Genomic DNA, 25,379 nt, shown 5'->3' with positions numbered 1-25,379 from the left:
TTTTATACTTTTAAAGTTGGAATAATTAGTCTTCCAACGGAAGGTTACTTACTTTTTTGATAGTTTCCTTGCTGTAGGTCATTGCCCAAACGGTGAACAAGACAAAAGCGGTAAAGAAAATCGTCAGAGAAATAATTGGGTAGATTTCTACACCCGCAATCGTTTCTAAATTGTGTTTTACATATTTCAACATGACGCTTATTTTTTAGATTTTACTTGTGTGTCTGTTCCTAATCTTTGCAGATAAGCAATCAAGGCTACAATTTCTCTGTCTTTCAACGGAACCGTTGCATTTCCAAAAGATTTTTTGATATCCGGATTTGCTAATAATTTGGCTTCTATTTTAGACGCTTGTTCATCAGAAATTTTAAGAGCATTTGCCACTTCTTCTTCAGAATAAGGAACTCCTAAAGTTACCATCGCTTCCAATTTAGCTTGTAATGTTGAATTGTCTAATTTGTCTTTAATCAACCATTGGTACCTTGGCATAATTGATCCCGGAGAAATACTTTGCGGGTCATACATATGATTGAAATGCCAAACATCATCTCTACCTCCATTGAATGGTTTTCCTGGAACACCTTCTCTTGCTAAATCCGGACCGGTACGTTTAGAACCCCAAAGGAATGGATGGTCATAAACATTTTCACCTGATTTAGAATATTCACCATAACGTTCAACTTCTGAACGGAAAGGACGAATCATTTGAGAGTGACAGCTTACACAACCTTCTCTGATATACAAATCCCTACCTTGTAATTCAAGCGGCGTATATGGTTTTACAGCGGCAATCGTTGGAATATTTGATTTTACTAAAATAGTAGGCAGAATTTGAATCAAACCACCAATTAAAATAGCTATGGTAGTGTAAATCATAAATCTTACCGGTTTTCTTTCTAACCAAGCATGCCATTTTTCACCTTTCAAACGGTTTGGACTAATGACAGCTAGTGCCGGAGCTTCTGCTGGTTCGTCTTGAATTGCTGAACCTTGTTTTACTGTTTTCACAATGTTGAAAACCAAAACAATTACACCTATTAAATACAAAGTACCACCGATAGCACGCATCCAGTACATTGGCATAATTTGAGTCACCGTTTCCAAGAAGTTACCATATTGTAAAGTGCCGTCCGGTTTGAATTGTTTCCACATTGAAGCCTGAGTAAATCCGGCTACATACATTGGCAATGCATAAAGAATAATCCCTAGAGTACCAATCCAAAAGTGGAAGTTGGCTAATTTTTCAGAATATAATTTCGATTTAGTCATTCTTGGAATCAACCAATAAATCATACCGAAAGATAAAAATCCGTTCCAAGCTAAAGCTCCAACGTGTACGTGGGCAATAATCCAATCGGTAAAGTGGGCAATAGCGTTTACGTTTTTCAAGGAAAGCATTGGGCCTTCAAAAGTTGCCATACCGTAACCGGTAATCGCTACTACGAAGAATTTCAATACTGCATCAGTTCTTACTTTATCCCAAACCCCACGAAGGGTTAATAATCCATTAATCATACCACCCCAAGACGGTGCAATCAACATTACTGAGAATACGACACCCAAGTTTTGTGCCCAATCAGGTAAAGAAGAGTACAATAAATGGTGTGGTCCTGCCCAAATATAGATGAAGATTAGTGACCAAAAGTGAATGATAGAAAGTCGGTATGAATAAACAGGTCTATTAGCCGCTTTTGGCACAAAATAGTACATCATTCCCAAGAATGGCGTAGTTAAGAAAAAGGCAACAGCGTTGTGTCCGTACCACCATTGTACCAAGGCATCTTGCACTCCGGCATAAACAGAGTAAGATTTCATGGCAGAAACAGGTAATTCAAAACTGTTAAATATGTGAAGGACGGCAACAGTTACGAAAGTCGCAATGTAGAACCAAATGGCCACATAAATATGACGTTCTCTTCTTTTGATAATTGTACCAATCATATTGATACCAAATACAACCCAAATCAAAGCAATAGCGATATCAATCGGCCATTCTAATTCGGCGTATTCTTTTGAAGTTGTATAGCCCAACGGTAACGTAATCGCCGCGGCTACTATAATTAATTGCCACCCCCAAAAGTGAAGTTTGCTTAACAAGTCGCTAAACATTCTGGCTTTTAACAAACGTTGCATTGAGTAGTACACTCCGGCAAACATGGCATTACCCACAAATGCGAAAATCACTGCATTAGTGTGTAAAGGTCTAAGACGCCCAAAACTTAAAAAGGAAACTCCGCTGGTTAGGTTGGGAAATAAAAACATAAATGCTAATAATAGCCCAACTAGCATACCTACAATACCAAAAACGATACTGGCGTAAATGAAGTTCCTTACAATTTTGTTGTCATACTGAAATTGTTGCATTTCCATAATTATAATTGTTTTTCTTCGGTTATATTAATTTGATTTTTGTTAGTTTCTTTTACTAGCTCGTCGTCAAAAAGCATTCTGACGGATGGTGTATAGTCGTCATCATATTGACCGCCTCTTACTGCTTTGATAAAAGCGTAGAGAAAGAATACAGCGACTACAATACTTATCGAGATTAACATATAAATGACACTCATACCTCTAATTTGTGTTAGACAAAATTACTTCTGCGATTATTCTTAAAATATGACATTTGTCATACTTCGGGTTTTATTTTCTGTTGGCAAAAACATTACTCATAATGGTTACAAAACTTACTATGGTTATCGTACTCAAGGGCATTATGATGGCAGCGACAATTGGCAATAAATTACCGGTTACGGCATAGCTTAAGCCGACTACATTATAAAGCAATGACAATCCAAAACTCAAGTAAATGGTTATCATAGCGTTTTTAGAATATTTCAAAAAGAAATCAATCTTTTCAAACTGACTTGCATCTAAAATTCCGTCACAAGCCGGTGAAAACACATTCACATTTTCAGAAATAGAAATCCCAACATTACTTTGTGCCAAGGCACCGGCGTCATTGAGACCATCGCCTATCATTAATACATTTTTACCTTCTTTTTGAAGGTTATCGATGTAAGCTAATTTCTGTTCGGGTTTTTGGTTAAAGGCCAAAGTAGTTTTTTCGGGAAGCATTTTTTCTAAAATGCTGCGTTCGCCGTCGTTGTCTCCTGATAATACAATTAAATTGTACTTTTTGTCCAAATTCTCAAACAATTGTTCTAATCCTTTTCTGTATTGATTGTTAAAAACATAACTACCTTTATATAAGCCGTTGATTTCAACATGGACTTTGGTTTTCTTATGGGTGTTTTCACTCATGTGCTGCAAAAACTGTGAGGAACCTAATTTGATCGTATCCTGTCCGATTTCGGCGAAAATTCCTTTCCCAATGACCTCTTCAAAAGAAGTTGTTTCCATTTTATCTTGTGGTGGAATGAAATCATATAATCTTCTGCTCAACGGATGATTGGAACCTCTTAGTACATTCTTTAATAATTTCATTTCGAAATCATTTAAAGCGATACCTTCATAGGTTATCGATGTCTTTTCATTGGTGGTAATGGTTCCGGTTTTGTCGAAAACAATGGTGTCCACTTTTGCTAATTGCTCTATGACAATGGCATTTTTAAGGTATAATTTTCGGTTACCCATAATCCGTAATACATTGCCTAAAGTAAATGGAGCAGTTAACGCTAATGCACACGGACAGGCAACAATCAATATAGCAGTGAATACATTAAAAGCTGTGGAAACATCAATAAAAATCCAATAAATAAAAGACACTACAGACAATAGCAACAAAGTCGGTGTAAAATAACGACTGATTTTGTCGGTAATGGATTTGTGTTTTTGGTCGACTTTCTTCTGGAAAACATCGTTGCTCCACAATTGGGTTAAATAACTTTGGGACACCGAAAACAAGACTTCCATTTCGATGACTTTACCCAATTGTTTTCCGCCGGCAAAAATCTTATCGCCTGATTTTTTATCAATAGCAACTGCTTCTCCGGTTACAAAACTGTAATCTATGGAAGCTTTTTCAGAAATCAGAATACCGTCTACCGGAATTAATTCTTGGTTGCGAATTAATAGCCTATCGCCTTTTTTTATATCGTAAACCTGAACTGCTGTTTCTTTTCCATCGGGTAAAATTTTAGTGATTGCGATTGGAAAATAAGATTTATAATCGCGCTCAAAAGAAAGAAAATCATAGGTTTTTTTCTGAAACAATTTTCCCAACAACATAAAGAAAATCAAACCACACATACTGTCAAAAAAGCCTTGACCATAACCAAATGCGATGTCTACTGTACTTCGAATAAACATCACTACAATTCCTAAAGCGATAGGAATTTCGATGTTTAACATGCCTTGTTTCATACTTTTCCACGCCGCCACATAATAGATGGAAGCCGAATACAAAAATGCCGGAAGTGACAAAGCAAAAGTCAGCCAGCGGAAAAATCCCTTGTATTGCTCAATCCAAAATTCATTGACTTCAAAATACTCGGGAAACGATAACAACATGATGTTTCCAAAACAAAAGAATGCCACTCCTAACCTATAAATTAGGGAACGGTCAATCTTCTTTTTGCCTTCGTCAAAATTTTCTAAACTGATGTAGGGTTCGTAGCCAATAGAACAAAGTATCTCAACAATTTGTTTGAGATTGGTCTGCTCAGGATTGTAAGTGATTCTTACTTTCTTATGGGGAAAATTAACTTGAGAAGCACCTATTCCCGGCTGAAGCCTTTGTAGATTTTCCAGAATCCAAATACACGAACTACAGTGAATATGAGGAATGTAAAGTGAAACAATAGCTGTTGTACTTTCTTGGAATTCGAGAAGTTTGTTGACAATTTCTTCATTGGCTAAAAAATCATATTTGCCTTTAATATCTTGTGGTGTAGCGCCCGGCGCCGATTGAAAATCATAATAACAAGACAAGTCATTTTGACTAAAGATTTCGTAAACTGTTTTACAACCGTTACAACAAAAACTTCTGTCGTCAAAAAGAATCTCGTCTTTTTTTATGACATCATTACCACAATGGAAACACTGTGATGTATTCATAATTTGCTCATTTTACCTTGGACAAAGGTCAAGTAAATACTAAAATTAAAATATGATAATTGTCATACTTTCAATATATTTGTAAAAACAAACCCAAAATCAATATGAGTAAATGTGAACAATGTATCGTGAGGCAATTTAGTTCTCTAAAGGCATTGACAAAAGATGAGTTGCTCAAAATGGCCGACTGTAAAACTTCTTATACCATTAAGAAAGGAGATCCTATTTTTGAAGAAGGCGAAGTGACTAATGGTATTTATTGTATAAAAGACGGTGTTTGTAAATTGTCCAAATTGAGTTCCAATGGTAAAGATCAAATTGTAAAATTGGTCAAACCCGGAGAATTGTTAGGACAACGTTCCATGATTAGCGAAGAACCGGCAAACTTAAGTGCTGTAGCTTTAGAAGACATGGAAGTTTGTTTTATTCCGAAAAACGAGATTATTCAGTTCTTCAATCAAAACAATCAGTTTTCAATGAATTTAATGAAAACCATTTGTGGTGATTTGAAAGATGCTGATGATCACATGGTTAGTTTGGCCCAAAAGAATGTAAAAGAGCGTTTAGCCGGAACATTAATTTATTTAGATGAAAATTTCGGTAATGATACTGACGGTGCGCTTAGGCTTCAACTATCTCGTGAAGAATTGGCCGGAATTATTGGTACAGCTACGGAAAGTTGTATTAGATTACTTTCTGAACTTAAGAAAAGTGGCTTGATTGATTTGATAGGTAAAAAAATCAAAATTGTCGACAAAAACAAACTCCGTCGTATAGCCGATTAATTTTCTCTTCTAGCAAAATCTATTAATGAGGCAACTTATCTTTTATAAGTCCGTATAAAAATGTCCCAAAAATTGCCCCTAGTAAAATTAAACCCACACTTATAAATCCGGCACCAAGAAGGATAAAAATTGGTCCGGGACAAGCACCAACCATAGCCCAACCTAAACCAAAAAGAGTGCCGCCAATCCAATAACGGATATTGCCTTTTTCTTTGTCCTGAATATAAATTGAGTTGCCATCAATGTCTTTCAATTTTTTTCTTCTGATAATTTGAATACCAATCAAACCTGTTACCACAGCCACTCCAATTATACCATACATATGAAAAGATTGGAAATGGAACATTTCATAAATTCGGTACCAAGAAACAGCTTCAGCTTTGGTCAAAACAATTCCGAAAATAAAACCAACGATTATATATTTTAATAATTTCATATCTTAGAAAATTAGAGGTAAAATAAAATGAGCCATAATTAAGCCACCAATAAAAAAGCCCATCACGGCTTTTAAAGATGGTAATTGCAGATTACTCAATCCCGAAATGGCGTGACCCGATGTACAACCTCCGGCATATCGCGAACCAAATCCAATCAAAATCCCACCGATAATTAAAATCGCTATCATTTTAGGGGATTGGAATATTGCATTTCCGAAAAGTGCGTCAGGTAACAATTTTCCATTGGGTGCCTCAATTCCCATTGCTGTTAATTGTTCAATAGTTTTTGGATTCAAATCAACATTCGAAGCATCACTCAAAAAATGTACTGCAACAAAACCACCAAGCATTGCTCCGGCAACTACAGCCAAATTCCAGCGTTGTGATTTCCAGTCCCAATCGAAAAAAGCTACTTTTTTTCCAATTCCGGTCATCGAACATAACGAACGTAAATTAGAAGACATACCGAATACTTTTCCAAAATAATTAAGAGTCAGCATTATCATTCCGATAAGGAAACCGGAAACAGCCCAATGCCAAGTATGTGTGATCAATTCCATGCACCTATTTTTTTACAAAAATAGAAATATTAAAGTGTTTCGTGACATAAAATTTATTGAAATAAAGTATTTTTGACTTTAAATTAAATAAGACAATGAAAAACTATTCCATAGAGATAAAATGGACACTTCGCTTTATATTATTGGTATTGGCTTGGGCAATTGGAGAAAAATTTACCGGATTACATGACCAACATATCGATCAATATGCGCTTTATACTAATCTTTTTGCTATTCCTGCTTTGCTGTTTTATTATTTAGCCCTAAAAGAAAAGAAAAAATATGTTTACAACAACAATATCACTTGGTCTCAAGGTTTTGCAAGTGGTGTTGTGTTATCATTTTTTATTGCCTTATTGATGCCCATTGCACAATTTGTGATTTACAAAAGTATCAGTCCCCATTTTTTCGAAACCATCATTGAGTACAAAACCAAAAGTCCTTTATTATCACGTCACGTCACTTTGAAAGATGCTCAAAGTTATTTTAACTTAAAAAGTTATATGATTCAAGGCGTCTTCAGTGGATTGTCAATGGGAATTATTACCGGAGCTCTTGTTTCATTACTCTTGCGAAACAAAAAATAAAATTGCACGGTTATTGTATTACCGAAAAAAAATAATCAACCATGAAATCAAAGATTACTACGTCAGTTCGCCTTTTAGGCTCGGGTCACGAATACCAAAAAAAAAATAATTTATTAATGAGTAAAAAAATAGTTCATTTTACCCTTTTAGCTGTATTCATTTCACTTTGTTCTTCTTGCGTAAGCACACGTTCAACCTTGAAAAATGTGGATAATACTGCGCCTAACCCAACATTAAAAGAAAACGTCTTTGTTTTAACTGAATACAGTAAGGATAAAAAATACGGATATGACCCGGATTATCCTGTAAATGTTTTCTATAAAAGTGCTAAAGACGAAAACCTCAACGCAGAAAGATATCTCAAAGCTTTAACAGGCCCAAATGGAGAAAAAATAACCTTTACTAAAATAGAAAGTTGCTGTCCGTTTCCGACCAAAAGAACTGAAGTGGGTGCCGGTTTTCTGGACATTTACGAATTGCAGTGGGAGGGTCAAAAAAAACCGATAAAACTTTACATAAACATTTATGAAAGAGGTTATTTGCTTGTTCCTATTGGACTTTCAACCCAAAAATAACTTGACAAAATAACTATAAAAATTACCAAATTATTCATAACTTAGCGATTTTTAAATCCAAAATTTATGAATATAAACACCATTCCACAAATCAAAAATACCGATAGTGGAAATTTCTTCGTATTAGCTGGTCCTTGTGCCATCGAAGGAGAAGACATGGCGATGAGAATTGCCGAAAAATTAGTTGCTATAACTGATAAATTAGAAATTCCATACGTTTTTAAAGGGTCATTTAAAAAAGCAAATCGTTCCAGAATTGACAGTTTTTCGGGAATTGGCGATGAAAAAGCTTTAAAAATCCTTAGAAAAGTTTCAGAAACATTTCATATTCCGACAGTTACCGACATTCACACCAATGAAGATGCCGATATGGCGGCGCAATATGTGGATATACTACAAATCCCTGCTTTTTTAGTTCGCCAAACCGATTTGGTTGTAGCTGCAGCCAATACCGGAAAAGTGGTCAACTTGAAAAAGGGACAATTCATGAGTCCGGAAAGCATGAAGCACGCCGTTCAAAAAGTCTTAGATTGCAACAACCAAAACGTAATGGTTACTGATAGAGGAACTATGTTTGGCTATCAAGACATGATTGTTGATTTTCGTGGTATTCCAACGATGCAACAGTATGCTTCAACCGTACTTGATGTTACCCATTCTTTACAACAACCAAATCAAACCACGGGTGTAACCGGCGGAAGACCCGATATGATTGAAACAATTGCCAAAGCAGGAATTGCTGTTGGCGTAGACGGGATTTTTATTGAAACGCATTTTGATCCGGCGAATGCCAAAAGTGACGGAGCGAATATGCTACATTTAGACTATTTTGAAGGTTTAATGACCCGATTGGTAGCCATCAGAAAAACAATTAATTCTTTTTAATTTTAATTACAAGCCTTGAAAAAGACATTTTTATTTTCATTCGTGACATTATTCGCGTTGATACAAACTGTTTCTGCGCAGGAAAAAATAGCCAACCCAGATAAATATACTGCCCATAACAAAGGAAAGTTTTATGTGTTTTGGGGTGGAAATCGAGAAAGCTTTTCAAAATCAGATATCCATTTTAAAGGAGACAATTACAATTTTACCTTACACAATGTTGGTGCGAGTGACAAACCTAAAGGTTGGCAAATTGATTATATAAATCCAGCCCGAATGACCATCCCGCAAACCAATTTAAGAATTGGCTATTTTATTAATGACCATTATAATATTTCAATTGGATTTGACCACATGAAATATGTTATGGATCAAAATCAATTCGTAAATATAACTGGTGAAATTAACGACGGAACTGCTTTTGATGGTACTTATAACAATGAACTTATCCAGCTCACAGAAAGTTTTTTAACTTTTGAGCATACTGATGGTTTGAATTATGTAAATACTGAATTTTCAAGAGTTGATGATATTTCGAAGTTGCTTAATATTAGCAATACCGATAAATTTCAGCTGAATATTACAGAAGGAATTGGAGCCGGTTTTTTATATCCCAAAACAAATGCCATGTTATTAGGCAAAGAAAGACATGACGATTTCAATGTTGCCGGTTACGGACTTTCTGCTAAAGTGGGACTAAATTTTACCTTTTTTAAACACTTTTTTATTCAAACTGAATTAAAAGGAGGATATATTGATATGAATAACATTAAAACAACACACAATGATTCAGATAAAGCTTCGCAGCACTTTTTCTTTTTACAAAGAATTATAGCTTTTGGAGGCATTTTTAAAGTATAATTTTTCTATTGACAACCGACCAAAAAACCACCATTATGAAAAAAATTACCTTACTACTATTAATCTTTTTCTTTTCACTCCAGGGTTATTCTCAATTAGCCCTGGAAGGATTTGAATCCACAACAGGACCTGATGCTCTTCCTGGCACAACTTGGACATTAGGAACAGGAAATTGGGCTGTCTTTGACAATGGCATTGGAACAGCACAACGTTGGGGAATCAACAATACGATCAACGATCCTCCGATAGTATATCAAGGCACAAACTCGGCTTACATCAATAGAGAAACAATGAATATTGGAGACATTTCCGAGGACTTTTTAGCTACTCCTTTAGTTACTATTCCTGTAAATGGACAACTTCATTTTTATACCCGTTCATTTGCTTCGGGAAATCAAGGAACCGTTTATCAGATTAGGGTTGCGCCGGCTACGGCATCACAAACTGATCCGGCAGCTTATACCATAATTCAACAATGGACAGAAGCAGATTTAACTGCAACTTTTAATTTATACGAAGAAAAAGTGGTCAATTTTCCGGCCATTTATCACAACCAACAAGTTTATGTTTCCTTTGTTAAAGTACATAACCAGCAAGTAGCCGGTCTAACTGGCTCTGGAGATCGTTGGTTAGTGGACAATGTTAGTATTAATGAACAGTGTTTAAATCCAACAACATTAACAGCAACAGTAACTTCAGAAAGTACTGTAAGTTTAAGTTGGGGAAATCCAAGTGGTGCCACTTCATGGGAAATTGAAGTTGTCCCAGCAGCCGGAACACCAACCGGTGTTGGAGTCGTTTATACAGGAACTCTTCCTTATGTAGTCAACGGATTACTTCCTAATACTTCCTATAAATTTTATGTTAGAGCAATTTGTTCAACTGGATATCTAAGTGAATGGGTTGGTCCATCTACTATTTTTACAACTTCTACTGCACCACCGATATGTGGTGGTAATTTCGTGGATGAAGCCGGACCAACGACAAATTATGCCAATAATTCAGATTCAACGGTTATCATTTGTCCAACAATTCCGGGAGAACAAGTTACAGTAACTTTTACTTCATTCAATACTGAAGCCACTTGGGATGCTTTGTATGTATTTGATGGAAATTCAATTACAGCACCACAAATTGCCAGTACAAATCCTGCCGGGAATGTTCCCGGAGGTTTAGCGGGAGGTTATTGGGGTACCGCAATACCTGGACCTTTTACTGCTTCAAGTCCGAATGGCTGTTTAACCTTTAGATTTAGAAGTGATGGTTTTGCAAATAATCCGGGATGGATATCCAATGTTACATGTGCTCCACCACCCGTTTGTCAGCAACCAACTGCATTAACTGCAAATGATATTACTCCAAACTCCGTTTCGTTTGGTTGGACTAATGTTGGAATTGGTACTTCATGGCAAGTCTTAGCTTTACCGTGTAATGCTCCGGCACCAACAGCAGCTACAACAGGTTGGACAGAAACAACTTCAAATCCTTTTATAATCACAGATTTAACTTCTGCCACTTGCTATAATTTATATGTAAGAAGCAATTGTGATACTGATGGTGTAAGTTTATGGGCTGGTCCAAGAAGTATAACAACATTAGTTGCGCCACCGGTTTGTGGCGGAAATTTTGTTGATACAGGAGGTCCAACTGCTAATTACCCTAATAACTCAGACTCAACCGTTACCATTTGTCCAACCATTCCGGGTGAATTGGTAACTGTAACCTTTACTTCATTTAACACTGAAACCAATTGGGATGCCTTATATGTATTTGACGGAAATTCGATTACAGCACCTCAAATTGCCAGTACCAACCCTGCCGGAAATGTTCCCGGAGGTTTGGCCGGAGGTTTTTGGGGAACAGCTATACCTGGTCCTTTTACTTCTTCAAGCCCGACCGGCTGTTTAACCTTCAGATTCAGAAGTGATGGTTTTGCAAATAATCCGGGTTGGATAGCTAACATAACCTGTGCACCTGCTCCGGTTTGTCAACAACCAACAGGCATAACGGCTACTACAGTTACTTCAAATTCAGCTATAGTGAGCTGGACAAACGTAGGTATTGCCACTTCTTGGGAAATAATAGCCTTACCGTGTAATTCTCCTGCACCGACAGCGTCATCAACAGGATGGATAACTGCAGACACCAACCCATTTACATTAACGGGATTGAATCCTACAACATGTTATGACATATATGTAAGAGGCAATTGCGGAACTGATGGGGTAAGTTTATGGGCAGGCCCAAGAACCATCACCACTCAAGTTACACCACCTATTTGTGGCGGCACTTTTGTAGATGCTGCAGGACCTACAGCCAATTATGCCAACAATTCAGATTCTACAGTTACCATTTGCCCAACCAATCCCGGTGACCAAGTGACCGTTACTTTTACTGAATTTGACACGGAAACCAATTGGGATGCCTTATATGTTTTTGACGGAAATTCAATTACAGCCCCTCAAATAGCAAGTGATAATCCAGCGGGGAATGTTCCCGGTGGTTTGGCCGGAGGTTATTGGGGAACAGAAATACCTGGTCCTTTTACCTCATCAAGTGTTGATGGTTGTCTAACTTTTAGATTTAGAAGTGATGGATTATTTAACAATCCTGGATGGATTGCTACTATAACTTGTAATCCTCCTCCAACTTGTCCAAAACCTACAGCATTGGTCGTTTCAAACGTAACCCAAACAGGTGCTACAGTAGCTTGGACTGAAAATGGTTCAGCTACATCATGGCAAGTTTTATTTTTACCGGCTAGTGCGCCAGCTCCGGATGCTTCAACCCCTGGTTGGGTAACAGCAACAACTAATCCTTTTGTTTATGACGGATTAAGTTCAGGAACACTTTATAAAGTATATGTAAGGGCTTTTTGTAGTGATGCCGATATTAGTTTATGGTCAAATTCGGTAACTTTTGCCACTTTAATTTCTAATGATGAATGTGACAATGCAATTGTGGTGCCGGTAAATCCGGATACTTCTTGTGCACAATTTGTTTCGGGAACAATTATAGGAGCCACAGCTTCATCTGAACCGAACAATTGTGATGGTACAAGTGATGACGATGTTTGGTTTTCATTTACTGCCACCGCTACTGATCATTCCGTTACTTTAAACAATGTTTTAGGTAGTGATACCTTTTTATTACATACAGTTTATAGTGGAAATTGTAACCTTTTAAATCAATTGTATTGTAGTGATAGTAACCAAAGCATTGCCAATGGCTTAGTCGTAGGTCAAACCTATTATGTCAGAGTATATTCATGGACTTCAACTCCCGGACAAACTTCTACCTTTGATATTTGTATCGGAACAATTCCTCCGCCAATTTCAACCAATAACACAACCTATACAACACTTCAGTTGGTAGAAGATGTGTTCTTGAATTCTACTTGTGCCAGTGTTTCAAACGTGACCTCTTCAACAGGTAATAATTTTGGTTCTACCAATGGTATTGCCTATTTTAATCAGAATGGCTCAGGATTTCCTTTTAGTGAAGGAATCGTTTTGACAACAGGAAATGCCATGAGTGCGCCAGGTCCAAATACAACCGGTCTTGGTGATGGTAATGAAGCTTGGACAGGAGATGCTGATTTAGAGGCTATTGTTTTAGCAGCAACAGGCAACCCAATGAATTCAAGAAATGCCACCAAACTGGAGTTTGATTTTGTTCCTTTGGTGACTGAAATTAATTTTAATTTCATTTTTGCTTCAGAAGAATATGGAATATTCCAATGTGATTACTCCGATGCTTTTGCCTTTTTACTAACGGATATTTCAACTGGTGTAACTACTAATTTAGCAGTTATTCCTGGGACACCGACTCCGGTTTCAGTAGTAACCATAAGAGATGAACTTTATAATGATGCCTGTGGTTCGGTTAACGAGCAATATTTTGATGCCTTTTACGGATTTGGAGGATTAGATCCTTTGGGCTCCCCGACCAATTTTAATGGGATTACAGTTCCTCTTGTAGCAACTTCTCCTGTTATACCTGGTAATCAATACCATATTAAATTGGTTATAGCAGATAGATTGGATAACAGTTTTGACTCTGCAGTTTTTCTTGAAGGCGGTAGTTTAGATATTGGAAATATTGAATTGGGCGAAGACTTTCTTCAAGCTAATAATACTGCTTTGTGTTCAGGGACAAGTTACACTATTACATCAGGTTTGAATCCTGCTCTTTATAGTTTTGTATGGACCAATGGAGTGGATATTATTCCTAATGAGACAGGACCAAACTTAACAATTACCCAACCTGGGGTTTATGGGGTTACCATACAATATACAGGGACAACTTGTACCTCAAGTGATTCAATTACTATCGAATATTATGATCCAATTGTACCGGGAACTCCTAACAATTTAGTGGTTTGTAATGCTTCTGGTTTTGCTCAATTTGATTTGGGTGAAAATAATAGTGCGGCTTTAGGTGGTTTAGATTCCGGTACGCACAATGTAAATTATTATACAACCAATGAAGATGCAATAGCTGAGACAAATGTTTTACCATTATTATATACCAATACTACAGCTAACTCTCAAATCATTTATGTTAGAATAGAAAATAATGTAACCGGTTGTTATGCTATTAGAACCTTTAATTTAATTGCAAATTTAACCGTTACTCCTACATTCCTTTCTCCGGCACCAATTTGTAGCGGAGATTCAGCGCCAACATTACCAACAACCTCATTGAATGGGATTGCGGGAACATGGTCGCCAGCATCTGTAGATAATACTCAAACTTTAACTTACACCTTTACGCCTAACGAAGGACAGTGTGCTAATCAAACAACATTAGTCGTTACCGTTTATCAGAATTGTGCATTTGGAAGTTACGCCAGTGCGATATGGTTAAACAATTGTGAAACCGATAACTTCTTTAATACTGTCGGTTCAGGATCTTCTATTATTGGACCAGTTCAAAATATTTTCCCTAATACTGATTTTGGTACTTATGTTTCCAATTCAAATACCTTCAAATTAAGAGGTGGCGAATTAAAAACATTTAAAAGTGCTACAGCGAATGTTTGTAGCGCACGATTAAATTATAGAATTTATCCAGCTTCAGGTACTCCGGGAACGTTTACCGTAATAAACTTACCATTCCTTGATGAATGCGGTGGCGGTTCATTCCCAAGTGGTGGTCCATGTAATGCAGGTGATCAAAAATGGCAAAGAATAGTAACCGATGCTGAATTGCCGGTTGACTTGACAGCATTCCCTGCTGGTGATTATGTGATAGAAGTGTTTTATGACATTACCGGTGATGTAAATTCAACATCTCAATGTGATGACACCATTTTGATTAATAACAATGGTGCTAATTTTATAGCTACTTATACTTTACAAGCCAATCCAACCTTCATATTCACGAATCCATCTGATTGTACTACTGCTGACGGAACTATTACAATAGGAAGTTTGGCTCCAAATACAACGTATTCATTAACGTATTCTGATGATAGTGCACCAATTGGACTAATTACAATTATAACTGATAATAATGGTACCTATACCTTAACCGGATTAAATAATGGTAGTTATTCAAACTTTAATTTGACTGTTAACGGTTGTGCAATTAATACCACGAATGTAATTAGTTTAAGCGGCTCTTCAACAGCTCTGACAACAAGTACAAATCCTTTGACTTGTGGCGGAAATACAGGTACAATTACCATTGGTAATTTAGTTCCAAATCAAACTTACGTTGTTACTTATACAGATGACACTGTCTTAGTCGGCCCTACAAATTTGACTTCAGACTCGAATGGATTAATTGTATTAGCCGGACTTAATGCCGGTGTTTACAACAATTTTAACCTAGGCAATACCAATTGTACTTTTAGTTCAACGCAAGCAACAACATTAGTTGATCCCGGAGCTCCTATAATTACAGTGAACAGTGAAAGCATTTGTAACGGTCAAAGTACAACTATTACTGCCACACCTCAAGTACCGGGAACTTATAGCTATGTTTGGACTGTTCCTGCCGGATTTGCAAATCCGGGTAATGTTGATACTTTCACTACATCAGTTCCGGGTGATTATACAGTAGTTGTTACACCGTTAGTAACCACTTTTTGCAATGGTAGTTTTGAGAACCCATTGGCTACAGGTCAGTTCCCGAATATGCTCAATGAAAATGCAGTTCCTTGTTGGGATACAACAGCCGCTGACGGAATTTTGGAAGTATGGCCGGCAGCCGGATTTGAAAATGTCTTTGCCTACCAAGGCAGTCAGTTTATAGAAATGAATGGAACTACCACAGCCACAGTATTCCAAGATTTTACCACTTCACCGGGCACTCAATTACAGATTTCTTTTGCGCACAGAGGTCGTCAGGGCAATGATACTGTTGGCGTTGAAATTGGTCCTGTTGGTGGTCCTTATATAAATATTGGGAATTTCACTGACGGTAACACAGCATGGGTTTTACACAATTTAACGTATACTACACCACAAGTAGGTGGAAATAATTATACTTTACGATTTGTATCGGTATCCAGTGCAGGTTTTGATCCGTCTGTGGGTAATTTCCTAGATGCTGTTAATGTAACTTCATCAGGTTGTAGCTCATCTCCTGTAACAGGAACTGTAAGTTTATCACCTGCTGTGAGTTTGAATTTGACTTCGGCCAATAACGAACAAACAGTTTGTATAAATACCCCTATTTCAACTATTAGTTATGCTTCAACTAATGCAACTGATGTTACCGTTACAGGCCTTCCTTCAGGTGTAAGCGGAACATTTGACTCAGGAACAGGGGCATTTACTATTAGTGGAACTCCTACAGTAACCGGTACTTTTAATTATATTGTTACATCTTCTGTTAGTTGTAATACTGTAACCTTAAATGGAATTATAACCGTAAATCCATTAGCTGCTTCGACCTTTACTCCTATTACCATTTGTAGTGGAGATGCTGTAGTGTTACCAACCCTTTCTATAGAAGGATTTAGCGGTTCATGGAATCCGGCGACAGTTGATAATACACAAAACGGCACTTATATATTTACGCCAACTTCAGGTCAGTGTGCTGCTTTGGGTGCTGTAACTGTAACTGTAAATCAACCTATACTTCCAACATTCGACCCAATTGCGGCAATTTGTAATGGTGGACAATTGAATCCACTTCCAACGACTTCCAACAATGGCGTTACAGGAACTTGGTCTCCGGTTTTGAATAATACCCTAACCACTACTTATACATTCACGCCAACTAACGGTAGTTGTGCATTGCCAACAACTTTGACGATTACTGTTAATGCGAATGTTCTACCAACATTTAATGCAATTGCTCCTTTGTGTATAGGAGAAACAGCACCTTCATTACCGCTTACCTCTCTCGAGGGAATAACCGGTACATGGACACCGGCGGTAATTGACAATACAACTTCTGGAACTTATACATTTGTTCCTAGCGCAAATCAATGTACTACCAATGGAAGTTTAACTGTAACGGTACAAAGTGGTTTTGATTTTGAAATCACCGGAAATTGTGTCGGTAATGATTTCGTACTTGAAGTAACAGCAGTAAATGACACCTTTGATGTTGACACCGCTAGTTTTAATTGGTTTACCAATGACCAACAATTAGTAGGCACCAATTCAAGCACCTTTAATGTTAGTGAATACCTTAATTCAACAACAATTGTTGAAGAGTTACCAATAACATTCTCTGTAACTGTAACTGATGCTAACGGTTGTACCAAAAATGAATCTATCACATTAGACAGAATCTCTTGTAGTATTCAAAAAGGTATTTCAGTAAACAATGACGGTAAAAATGATTTCTTTGATTTGACCCAATTGAACGTTAAAAACCTTACTATCTTCAATCGTTACGGAATGAAAGTTTACAGTAAAAACCAATACCGAAACGAATGGAAAGGTCAATCAGAAAAAGGAGATGAATTACCGGATGGTACTTATTATTACGTAATCGAATTTAATAGCGGTGATGCTGCAAAAACAGGTTGGATTTATGTCAATCGTGAACAATAATCAATTAAAAAGCCCCGAAATTCGGGGCTTTTTTTTAATATAATGCCTTGGCTTCTTCAATTACTGAAATCAAAATAGCATTGTCAATCTTTTCTAAATTATAATAACGCAATGACTTAATCGTATTTCGACCTTTGTCAGCAATCAAATATTCTTGATTGTTTTTCAATTGAAAACCTTTAGCAAAACCAACATCCACAAATTGATGCTTATGACTTGCATTGAGATAACAGAATGGTTTCTTCTTATAATAAAAATAAGGAATTCCCCATTTGTATTCCAAAGTAACTTCGGGTAAAGTATGCTCGACAACCGCGACAATATGAAGTAAAATATCTCGGTACTTTGCAGGTTGCTTAAGTATGTATAATTCCGTTGGTTTCAATTACTTCTTTTGTCAATAATTATTCTCCGATGCATTAATTGGCTTTATTAAGTGAAGCGTATTTATACAATCTTATATTAAGCCAAAACAACAAACTGAAAATCAAAACAGCTCCAAAACCATAGCCAATATTGAAGAGCATTTCTTCTTGACTGTCGATTAGCTTTTTAAATGTACTGTAAACACCACTTAATAAAACAACAAACAGAAACAAACTGAGTATTTGCAAAACATAAAATAAAAATTTCTTCATCGTTTAAGAATTAATCGATTCCGTATTGATCAAACAAATAAACCAAAGCAGTCATCGTTGCGGCTCCTAATTCCAATTCTCTTTTATTGATAGCGTCAAAAGTATCATTAGCCGCATGATGGTAATCAAAATACCTTTGCGAATCAGGTTTCAAACCGGCTTTTACAATTTTGGCAGAAGTCAACGGACTGATATCGGAACCGGTTCCGCCTTTGACAAAACTATGAATGAGATAGGGTTCAAATAACGCTTTCCAATTCATAATCTTATCAAAATTATGGTCATCACATTCAAAGAAAAATCCTCTTGGTGTAAATCCTCCGGCATCGCTTTCTAGTGCAAAAATATGGTTTTCCTTATTCGTTTGAGACAATTCTTGGTAACGCTTTCCTCCTTTTCCACCGTTTTCTTCGTTCATAAAAAGAACTACTCGGATGGTATTTTTAGGTTTGTAATTCAGTTTTTTGAAAAGTTCCACCACTGCCATGCTTTGCACACAACCAGCGCCATCATCATGAGAACCATCTGCTAAATCCCAAGAATCCAAATGTCCGCCAACAACCATAATTTTTTCCGGATGCACTGAACCGGTGATTTCTCCAATGACATTGTAGGAAAGCACGTCGTCATATTGCTGGCAAGATTGTTTAAAATAGAATTGCAGTTTGCTGTTTTCTTTAAGTTTTTGACTCAACAATTCGGCACCATTCGTACTGATTGCAGCCGTTGGAATGTACTTTTCTTTTGGCAAATCACCATAACTTTGCGTTCCGGTATGTGGAAAATCATCTAATCTTAAATTCATCGAACGCACAATCGTCGCAACCGCGCCAAACTTAGCTGCTTCTTTAGCTCCGGCATATCGTTGGTCTACACAATGTCCGTAAGATTTAAAGGTTTCAATATTTTCGGGTTCCATCGGGCGATTGTAGAAAACTATTTTACCTTTGATTTTGGCTTCGCCTAACGTTTCGAGCTCTTCCAAACTTTGTACTTCGATAATTTCTGCTGTTAATCCATTTTTCGGCGTGGCAACAGAACCACCTAACGCACAAATCGGAACGCTGATTTTACTCTTTTTATCCAAAATATAAGCCGTTTCCTTTTCACCTCTAACCCATTTTGGCACCATCACTTCTTGCAAATAGACTTTGTCTAAACCCAAAGTTTCCAATTGCTGCTTGGTGTAAACCACACCTTTCTCAGCTCCTACAGAACCCGACAAACGTTGTCCAATTTTATTTGACAGATCATCCAACCAAGCATAACATTTCGAATCCGTTAAAGCCAATGTGTAAATATCTTTAAGCATTTGCTCGTCTTTGCTTTGAGCAAAACCTGAAACTGTGATAAAAAATGCAACACCGAAAAGAAGCTTTTTCATAGGAATAATTTTTATCAAAAATAAATGAAAAAACATTTGGTCAACGAAAAAATATTCATTTACTTTGTTTTTCAAAGTACTTTAATATGGAAACTAAAGATTATTTAAAAGACATTCAGGACATCAAACAAATGATGACGCAATCTTCGCGATTTATATCCTTGAGTGGATTGTCAGGTGTACTCGCGGGCGTGTATTCTTTAATCGGCGCTTGGTTAGCCTATAAAACCATTTACTTTGACACTTCGACTGGCGGTTCTTATAGAGATTTAGTCATTTCCTATGATGCGGTTTACCGATTATTGATTATCGGTTCTTCGGTTATGATTTTATCTATTTTAACCGGACTATTTTTAAGTCTGAGAAAAGCGACAAAAGAAAAAGAAGCATTTTGGAACCCAACGTCTAGAAGATTATTGATTAATTTTTTAATTCCGTTATTAACCGGTGGCTTTTTTATAGTATTCTTGATAGAGAAAAACATATTGGAACTTGTTGCGCCCCTAACCTTAATTTTTTATGGATTGGCTTGTGTGAATGCGAGTAAATATACCTTAGGAGATGTTCGTTACCTAGGCATTTCACAAATATTGATAGGCTTGCTTTCTACTTGGTTTTTAAGTTATGGTTTGCTGTTTTGGGCTTTAGGCTTTGGTGTTTGCAATATTTTATACGGAAGCATTATGTATTTTAAATATGATAGAAAATAAGTAATGAAAAAAGCAATTGTAATAATCGCGGGTTTGTTGATTGCCTTTTTTGTTTTGGCAAAGGTTAACGCAACACAAGTTGAAAAAACGTTAGTCAAATTAGACCAAAATATCCAAGAGTCATTGCGTGACGGCGACATCATTTTCCAAACTTCACAATCTAAACAATGCGAAGCAGTCAGAATTGCGACCAATTCAAAATTCTCGCACTGCGGAATTATTTATGACATTAAAGGCGAAAAATATGTTTATGAAGCCGTTCAGCCGGTTAAAATTACACCCTTAAAAGAATGGATTTCACATGGTCAAGGCAATGCTTATTTGGTTAAAAGATTAAAAAACGCAAGCGCTATACTAAACACTTCAGTTCTTGAAAAAATGAAAGCCTATGGCAGTCAGTTTAAAAACAAAAATTACGATCTGTATTTTGAATGGACCGATGATAAAATCTATTGTTCTGAATTGGTTTGGAAAATCTATAAAAATGGTGCCGGAGTAGAACTTTGTGGATTGGAAAGTTTGAAGAGTTTTAATTTGGATAACCCAAAAGTAAAAGCCATATTGCAGGAACGTTATGGTAATGAAATTCCTTTGGAAGAAAAAGTAGTTGCGCCATCACAATTAGTTGATTCACCCTTATTAGAAACTGTAATTGACACTTATTAATTTTGAAAAACATCATCCAAAATATCAACAAAGCTTTTGATCATCGCATACGCCTTGGCATTATGTCAATATTGATGGTGAATGAAAGTGCCGATTTTAATATGCTTAAAGAACTTCTTGGTGTCACTGACGGGAATTTAGCCAGTCATACCAAAGCCTTAGAATCCGAAGAATACATCATGATTGAAAAACAATTTATCGGTAAAAAACCAAATACCAAATACATCGCCACAGCAGCCGGAAAAAAAGCTTTTCAAGATCATATTGAAGCGCTTGAAAAATTAATATCAAAAAGCTAAACCTATTTTTTTATCTATTTACTTTGAAAAACAAAGTACTTTTAATTTTATTTATGAAAGATTTAATCATCGAAAAAATGTATGAGTGGAGCAAAAAGCCCTACCAAAAATTCTTCAAAAAAAGTGAACCTTGGAATGTTACGCCTAAAGAGCTGATTTTGTATCCTCAAGAAAGTCTGGGATTTCATATGGGTTGCTTCCTACTAAAATACAATTTCGAAATGCAACCCAAACTCGAAGATCACGATGTCATTCATGTATTGACCAACACCGGCGTTTCAGTCATTGAAGAGATTGGGATGCAATATTATTTATGGGGCAACGGTAAAAAAAGCGCCTATATGTATATGGTGATTTTCATCGGCACGCTCTTCTATCCTGCTCAATTTAACACCTTTTGGGATTACTACAAAAGAGGTCAGAAGGCACATCATTTCTACGATTTAGATTTTGAAAAAATGCTTCATATTCCGGTTAAAACCATTCAATCCACTTTTAACATCAAATAAATGAACATAGTTTTAAAACTTTTCAATCAAAACAAAAAAACCAACCAATTGTTGCTCCTTTATAGTATTTATTGTCTTTCGCTATTACTGGTCAGAGCCAAATTAACCAATTCTATTTACTTGTTCTTCCTGATTTGGAATCTATTCCTTGCCGTTATTCCCTATGTGATTTCTTCGCATTTATTGACTTTAGACTTAAAAAAAGTTTCAAAACTCAAAGTCTTGGGTATTTCAGCTATTTGGTTGGCTTTTATACCGAATGCGTTTTACATCATTACCGATTTAGTGCATTTGGCCAAATCTGACGGACACATTTTTTGGTTTGATCTCATTATTGTAAGTTCTCATGCTTTGATCGGTTTTGCCTTCGGATTAATGTCATTGCACCATTTTGAGAAAATAGCTCAACAATTTATCCCTGTTAAAAAAGTCAACTTTTTCATTCCTACTATTTCCATTCTCTGTGGAATAGGGATTTATATAGGACGAATTCTTCGTTATAACAGTTGGGATATCATCAGCAATCCTATTGACTTGGCTTTTGATTTATTTCAAATAATCATTTCAATTAAATCTATACTATTCTCCATTCATTTTGGCGTATTCATCTATTTCTCCTTTTTAATCAAAAAGAATTTAACATAAACTATTTACTCATGGAAACACAACTCATTATCAAAACCGAAACTCCAGGACGATTTTCAACCTATCTGGCTATGGGCTCTTTTAGCATTGGCACCTTTCTTTTTCTAATTCATTTCATTCTTCCGGAATTTGGATTACTTTATTTAATTGGTTATTTCTATTTGCTTTTCGCTTTTTTGGTAAATCTACTTGTCTTTCTGAATTTGCTCTTTCAGTTTTTGATAAAACCCGAAGAACGAGAAGCTTTAGCCATCAAAATGCTGATTATGTTAGCTAATATTCCAATTGCATTACTTTACCTCTGCATCGTATTTCACAAATTTTAACCCTATTTAAACGCAACATCATGGAAAACCAAGAATTTCAAGAACACCCAATTACAGAAGCAAAAACATTCTTTCAATCGGCAACCGCCAAAATGATTATGGTGGGTTTACTCACACTCTTTTTACTGATTCCGCTTTTTTTTGTACAAGATTTGATCTCCGAACGTTCCCAACGAAAATCGGAAGTCGTCAAAGAAATCTCCAATCTTTGGGGAAGTGATGTGGCATTTTACGGACCGATTTTACGAGTGCCGTACAATACTTATGAGAATTTAAATGTCATCGACCAAAAAACCGGAACAGCAACACTTCAAAGAAGAGCCACCACCAATTACGCCTATTTCTTTCCGAATGAATTAGCCAATATTTCCAAAGTAAAGAAAAATGAATCTTTAAAACGAGGTCTTTTCAATCCGGTGGTTTTCACCGCTGACATGAATTTTAAAGGGAATTTCAGTACGCCGAATTTTGCCAAACTCAATATTCCGGAAGAAAGTATTCAATGGGATAAAGCGACCATTATCGTCAAGACCACCAATCTCAAAAGCATCAAAAGCGAGCTAAAGATTCAGTTAAATAATGAAAAACTAACTTTTGAACCACAACCGGATGACAAAAGTAATTACAGCGTTTTGGCCACCAATATTTTTAATTACAAAGTCTTAGCTACAAATAATCAAATTAATTTCAACTTTGGTATCACTTACAACGGAAGCAACAGTATCAATTTTATTCCAATTGGAAAAGTGACCAATGTGGCCATCGACTCCGATTGGGAATCACCAAGCTTTGAAGGTTCCTTCGCCGCAAATGACACTACCAAAATCATAAACAAAGAAGGCTTTCACGTTGATTGGAAAGTTTTAGACATTAATCGCACGTTTTCTCAGCAATACGCGAATGTTTTACCGAATTTGGATGATTACCTCTTTGGTGTAAAATTAATCGATACAGTCGACGAATACCAGCAAAACGAAAGGGTTTCCAAGTATGGCTTTCTTGTAATCGGTTTGACGTTCTTGATTTTCTTCTTAATTCAGTCGATAAGCAAAATCAACATTCATATTTTTCAATACTCGATGATTGGAATCGCCTTGATTATGTTCTACACGCTTTTGATATCCATTACCGAGCACAGTAGTTTTAGTTTGGCGTATGCCATTTCGGGAATTGCGGTAGTGGTTATGATTACGCTCTATTCGATTTCGATATTGAAAAACAGAAAATTCCCGATGTTTATCGCAACGTCACTTTCTGTTTTATACACCTTCATTTATGTGATAATCCAAATGGAAGATTATGCTCTTTTGGTGGGAAGTATTGGCTTGTTTTTCATCCTTGGTGCCGTGATGTATTTCTCCAGAAAAATTGATTGGGGAAAGTAAATTTTTAAACTAAAAAACCTGTTCATTCGAGCAGGTTTTTTTTTATTTAAAATTGTCGAAATCTATTTCCCAATCAAGCCCTTTTCGATACCAAAGTTGCCCATGTGAAACTTCCAACGGACAATCAAAATTATTAGTATATAAACTTCCCGTTCCTAAACCTTGAGGCATTAAATTATTTTGCAAAAAAGTAAATTGGGCAATCGCGTTCAAACCCACATTACTTTCTAAAGCGGAAGTAATCCACCAACCAATATTCAATTTTTCGGCAATGGAAATCCATTCCAATGTACCGCGAATTCCACCGATAAAACTCGGCTTTAAAATGATGTATTGCGGTTGGATTTTTCGCAATAAAGCTTCCTTATCTTCAAAAGAAAACACACCGATGAGCTCTTCGTCTAAAGCAATAGGCAAATGCGTCTTTTTACATAAAACTGACATCATGTCAGTATTGTTTTTTTGAATCGGTTGTTCTATGCTATGTAACTTAAAACCAGTTATTTGATTTATTTTATTTAAAGCTTCATTTTCAAAAAAAGCACCATTCGCATCGACTCTAATCTCAATAGTATTTTCATCAAAATTTTGACGAATAAAGCGCAATAAAGCCAACTCTTTGTCGAAATCTATGGCGCCAATCTTTAATTTTATACACGTAAAACCTTGGGCAATTTTCTCTTCAATTTGACGCTTCATGAATGCTTCATCACCCATCCAAACGAGTCCGTTAATGACGATAGATTTGTCACCTGAAGTAAATTTAGACGGAAATAAAACAAACGGATTTTCGCTTTTAAAAGACAAAAAAGCCATTTCTACTCCGAATTGAATCGAAGGAAACTCCATTAATTCTTGCCATAATTTTGATTCTCCCAGATGGATATTTTGACAAACCCATTGCAATTTTTCTTCATAATCGGGACGATCATCTGCCGATAATCCACGTAAAATGCCACACTCGCCTATGCCTTTTTTACCGTCTTTTTCAAGTACAATAAACCACGTTTCTTTGTCGGTCAAAACACCTCGAGAAGTACCCGAAGATTGTTTGAAATGAAGTATATATTTATGGTAAGTGGCTTTCATTTTA

At 36.3% G+C, this 25,379-nt stretch carries 23 protein-coding genes; 13 read left to right on the top strand and 10 right to left on the bottom strand.

The window, feature by feature from the left end; all coding sequences use genetic code 11:
- Window positions 1-25: 25 nt before the first annotated feature.
- The 4 genes from C8C84_RS09610 to C8C84_RS09595 all read right to left on the bottom strand — a co-directional run bounded on the left by C8C84_RS09610 (window position 26) and on the right by C8C84_RS09595 (window position 5,016).
- Complete coding sequence (locus tag C8C84_RS09610; RefSeq protein ID WP_121313425.1) at window positions 26-193, bottom strand: CcoQ/FixQ family Cbb3-type cytochrome c oxidase assembly chaperone; 168 nt, start codon at window positions 191-193, stop codon at window positions 26-28.
- A gap of 5 nt (window positions 194-198) precedes the next feature.
- A complete protein-coding gene (ccoN, locus tag C8C84_RS09605; RefSeq protein ID WP_121313423.1) occupies window positions 199-2,370 on the bottom strand; it encodes a cytochrome-c oxidase, cbb3-type subunit I in 2,172 nt (723 codons plus the stop codon).
- A gap of 2 nt (window positions 2,371-2,372) precedes the next feature.
- Window positions 2,373-2,567: a cbb3-type cytochrome oxidase assembly protein CcoS gene (gene ccoS / locus C8C84_RS09600; protein ID WP_121313422.1), complete on the bottom strand. Its 195-nt coding sequence runs from the start codon at window positions 2,565-2,567 to the stop codon at window positions 2,373-2,375.
- A gap of 73 nt (window positions 2,568-2,640) precedes the next feature.
- Window positions 2,641-5,016, bottom strand: coding sequence for a heavy metal translocating P-type ATPase metal-binding domain-containing protein (locus C8C84_RS09595; protein WP_121313420.1), 2,376 nt, complete (start codon window positions 5,014-5,016; stop codon window positions 2,641-2,643).
- Between the two features lie 104 nt (window positions 5,017-5,120).
- Between C8C84_RS09595 and C8C84_RS09590 the strand changes: the two genes are divergently transcribed.
- Window positions 5,121-5,801, top strand: coding sequence for a Crp/Fnr family transcriptional regulator (locus C8C84_RS09590; RefSeq protein WP_121313418.1), 681 nt, complete (start codon window positions 5,121-5,123; stop codon window positions 5,799-5,801).
- 22 nt (window positions 5,802-5,823) lie between these two features.
- Here the strand turns inward: C8C84_RS09590 and C8C84_RS09585 are convergent, their stop codons facing one another.
- Window positions 5,824-6,237 carry a DUF6691 family protein gene (locus C8C84_RS09585; protein WP_121313416.1) on the bottom strand — a complete coding sequence of 138 codons (414 nt, stop codon included), beginning with the start codon at window positions 6,235-6,237 and terminating at the stop codon, window positions 5,824-5,826.
- Between the two features lie 3 nt (window positions 6,238-6,240).
- Complete coding sequence (locus tag C8C84_RS09580) at window positions 6,241-6,798, bottom strand: YeeE/YedE family protein (RefSeq protein WP_121313414.1); 558 nt, start codon at window positions 6,796-6,798, stop codon at window positions 6,241-6,243.
- A 95-nt stretch (window positions 6,799-6,893) separates the two neighbouring features.
- Here C8C84_RS09580 and C8C84_RS09575 point away from each other — a divergent pair, with 95 nt between their 5' ends.
- The 5 genes from C8C84_RS09575 (at window position 6,894) to C8C84_RS09555 (ending at window position 17,724) form a co-directional block, all read left to right on the top strand.
- Window positions 6,894-7,385: a DUF4199 domain-containing protein gene (locus C8C84_RS09575; RefSeq protein ID WP_121313412.1), complete on the top strand. Its 492-nt coding sequence runs from the start codon at window positions 6,894-6,896 to the stop codon at window positions 7,383-7,385.
- Window positions 7,386-7,426: 41 nt separating this feature from the next.
- Window positions 7,427-7,960 (top strand): 2-dehydro-3-deoxyphosphooctonate aldolase, encoded by a 534-nt coding sequence (locus C8C84_RS09570; protein ID WP_370453642.1) that lies wholly within the window; start codon window positions 7,427-7,429, stop codon window positions 7,958-7,960.
- A gap of 66 nt (window positions 7,961-8,026) precedes the next feature.
- Window positions 8,027-8,845: a 3-deoxy-8-phosphooctulonate synthase gene (gene kdsA / locus C8C84_RS09565; protein WP_121313410.1), complete on the top strand. Its 819-nt coding sequence runs from the start codon at window positions 8,027-8,029 to the stop codon at window positions 8,843-8,845.
- 15 nt (window positions 8,846-8,860) lie between these two features.
- Window positions 8,861-9,706 (top strand): hypothetical protein, encoded by an 846-nt coding sequence (locus C8C84_RS09560; RefSeq protein WP_121313409.1) that lies wholly within the window; start codon window positions 8,861-8,863, stop codon window positions 9,704-9,706.
- A gap of 35 nt (window positions 9,707-9,741) precedes the next feature.
- A complete protein-coding gene (locus C8C84_RS09555; RefSeq protein ID WP_147406835.1) occupies window positions 9,742-17,724 on the top strand; it encodes a choice-of-anchor L domain-containing protein in 7,983 nt (2,660 codons plus the stop codon).
- Between the two features lie 34 nt (window positions 17,725-17,758).
- Here C8C84_RS09555 and C8C84_RS09550 read toward each other — a convergent pair whose 3' ends face one another.
- Genes C8C84_RS09550 through C8C84_RS09540 form a run of 3 tightly spaced genes read right to left on the bottom strand, consistent with a single transcriptional unit; the run spans window position 17,759 to window position 19,746 of the window.
- A complete protein-coding gene (locus tag C8C84_RS09550; protein WP_121313405.1) occupies window positions 17,759-18,109 on the bottom strand; it encodes a DUF1801 domain-containing protein in 351 nt (116 codons plus the stop codon).
- A 34-nt stretch (window positions 18,110-18,143) separates the two neighbouring features.
- The gene (locus C8C84_RS09545; protein ID WP_121313404.1) at window positions 18,144-18,362 is read right to left on the bottom strand and encodes a hypothetical protein; all 219 of its coding nucleotides are present in this window, start codon (window positions 18,360-18,362) and stop codon (window positions 18,144-18,146) included.
- 10 nt (window positions 18,363-18,372) lie between these two features.
- A complete protein-coding gene (locus C8C84_RS09540; protein WP_121315025.1) occupies window positions 18,373-19,746 on the bottom strand; it encodes a M28 family peptidase in 1,374 nt (457 codons plus the stop codon).
- Window positions 19,747-19,832: 86 nt separating this feature from the next.
- Here C8C84_RS09540 and C8C84_RS09535 point away from each other — a divergent pair, with 86 nt between their 5' ends.
- The 7 genes from C8C84_RS09535 to creD are packed head-to-tail and all read left to right on the top strand — an operon-like array spanning window position 19,833 to window position 24,286.
- Window positions 19,833-20,456: a hypothetical protein gene (locus C8C84_RS09535; protein ID WP_121313402.1), complete on the top strand. Its 624-nt coding sequence runs from the start codon at window positions 19,833-19,835 to the stop codon at window positions 20,454-20,456.
- Window positions 20,457-20,459: 3 nt separating this feature from the next.
- A complete protein-coding gene (locus tag C8C84_RS09530) occupies window positions 20,460-21,122 on the top strand; it encodes a YiiX family permuted papain-like enzyme (RefSeq protein ID WP_121313400.1) in 663 nt (220 codons plus the stop codon).
- Window positions 21,123-21,124: 2 nt separating this feature from the next.
- Entirely contained in the window at window positions 21,125-21,421 is a 297-nt protein-coding gene (locus tag C8C84_RS09525; protein WP_121313399.1) for a transcriptional regulator, read from the top strand.
- Window positions 21,422-21,474: 53 nt separating this feature from the next.
- Window positions 21,475-21,930, top strand: a complete 456-nt coding sequence (locus tag C8C84_RS09520) for a Coq4 family protein (RefSeq protein ID WP_121313397.1) — start codon at window positions 21,475-21,477, stop codon at window positions 21,928-21,930.
- On the top strand, window positions 21,931-22,575 hold the full coding sequence (locus tag C8C84_RS09515) for a DUF1361 domain-containing protein (RefSeq protein ID WP_121313395.1): 645 nt from the start codon (window positions 21,931-21,933) through the stop codon (window positions 22,573-22,575). It abuts the gene before it with no gap.
- Between the two features lie 11 nt (window positions 22,576-22,586).
- Entirely contained in the window at window positions 22,587-22,901 is a 315-nt protein-coding gene (locus tag C8C84_RS09510; protein ID WP_121313394.1) for a hypothetical protein, read from the top strand.
- Between the two features lie 20 nt (window positions 22,902-22,921).
- A complete protein-coding gene (gene creD / locus C8C84_RS09505; protein WP_121313391.1) occupies window positions 22,922-24,286 on the top strand; it encodes a cell envelope integrity protein CreD in 1,365 nt (454 codons plus the stop codon).
- A gap of 42 nt (window positions 24,287-24,328) precedes the next feature.
- Here the strand turns inward: creD and C8C84_RS09500 are convergent, their stop codons facing one another.
- Window positions 24,329-25,375, bottom strand: a complete 1,047-nt coding sequence (locus C8C84_RS09500; RefSeq protein ID WP_121313389.1) for an o-succinylbenzoate synthase — start codon at window positions 25,373-25,375, stop codon at window positions 24,329-24,331.
- Window positions 25,376-25,379: the final 4 nt, after the last annotated feature.

Source organism: Flavobacterium sp. 102 (genome assembly GCF_003634615.1).
In the GTDB taxonomy this organism is placed as follows: Bacteria; Bacteroidota; Bacteroidia; order Flavobacteriales; family Flavobacteriaceae; genus Flavobacterium.
Note: the sequence above shows the minus strand (reverse complement) of the source record. Positions and strands in the feature narration are given on the sequence as shown.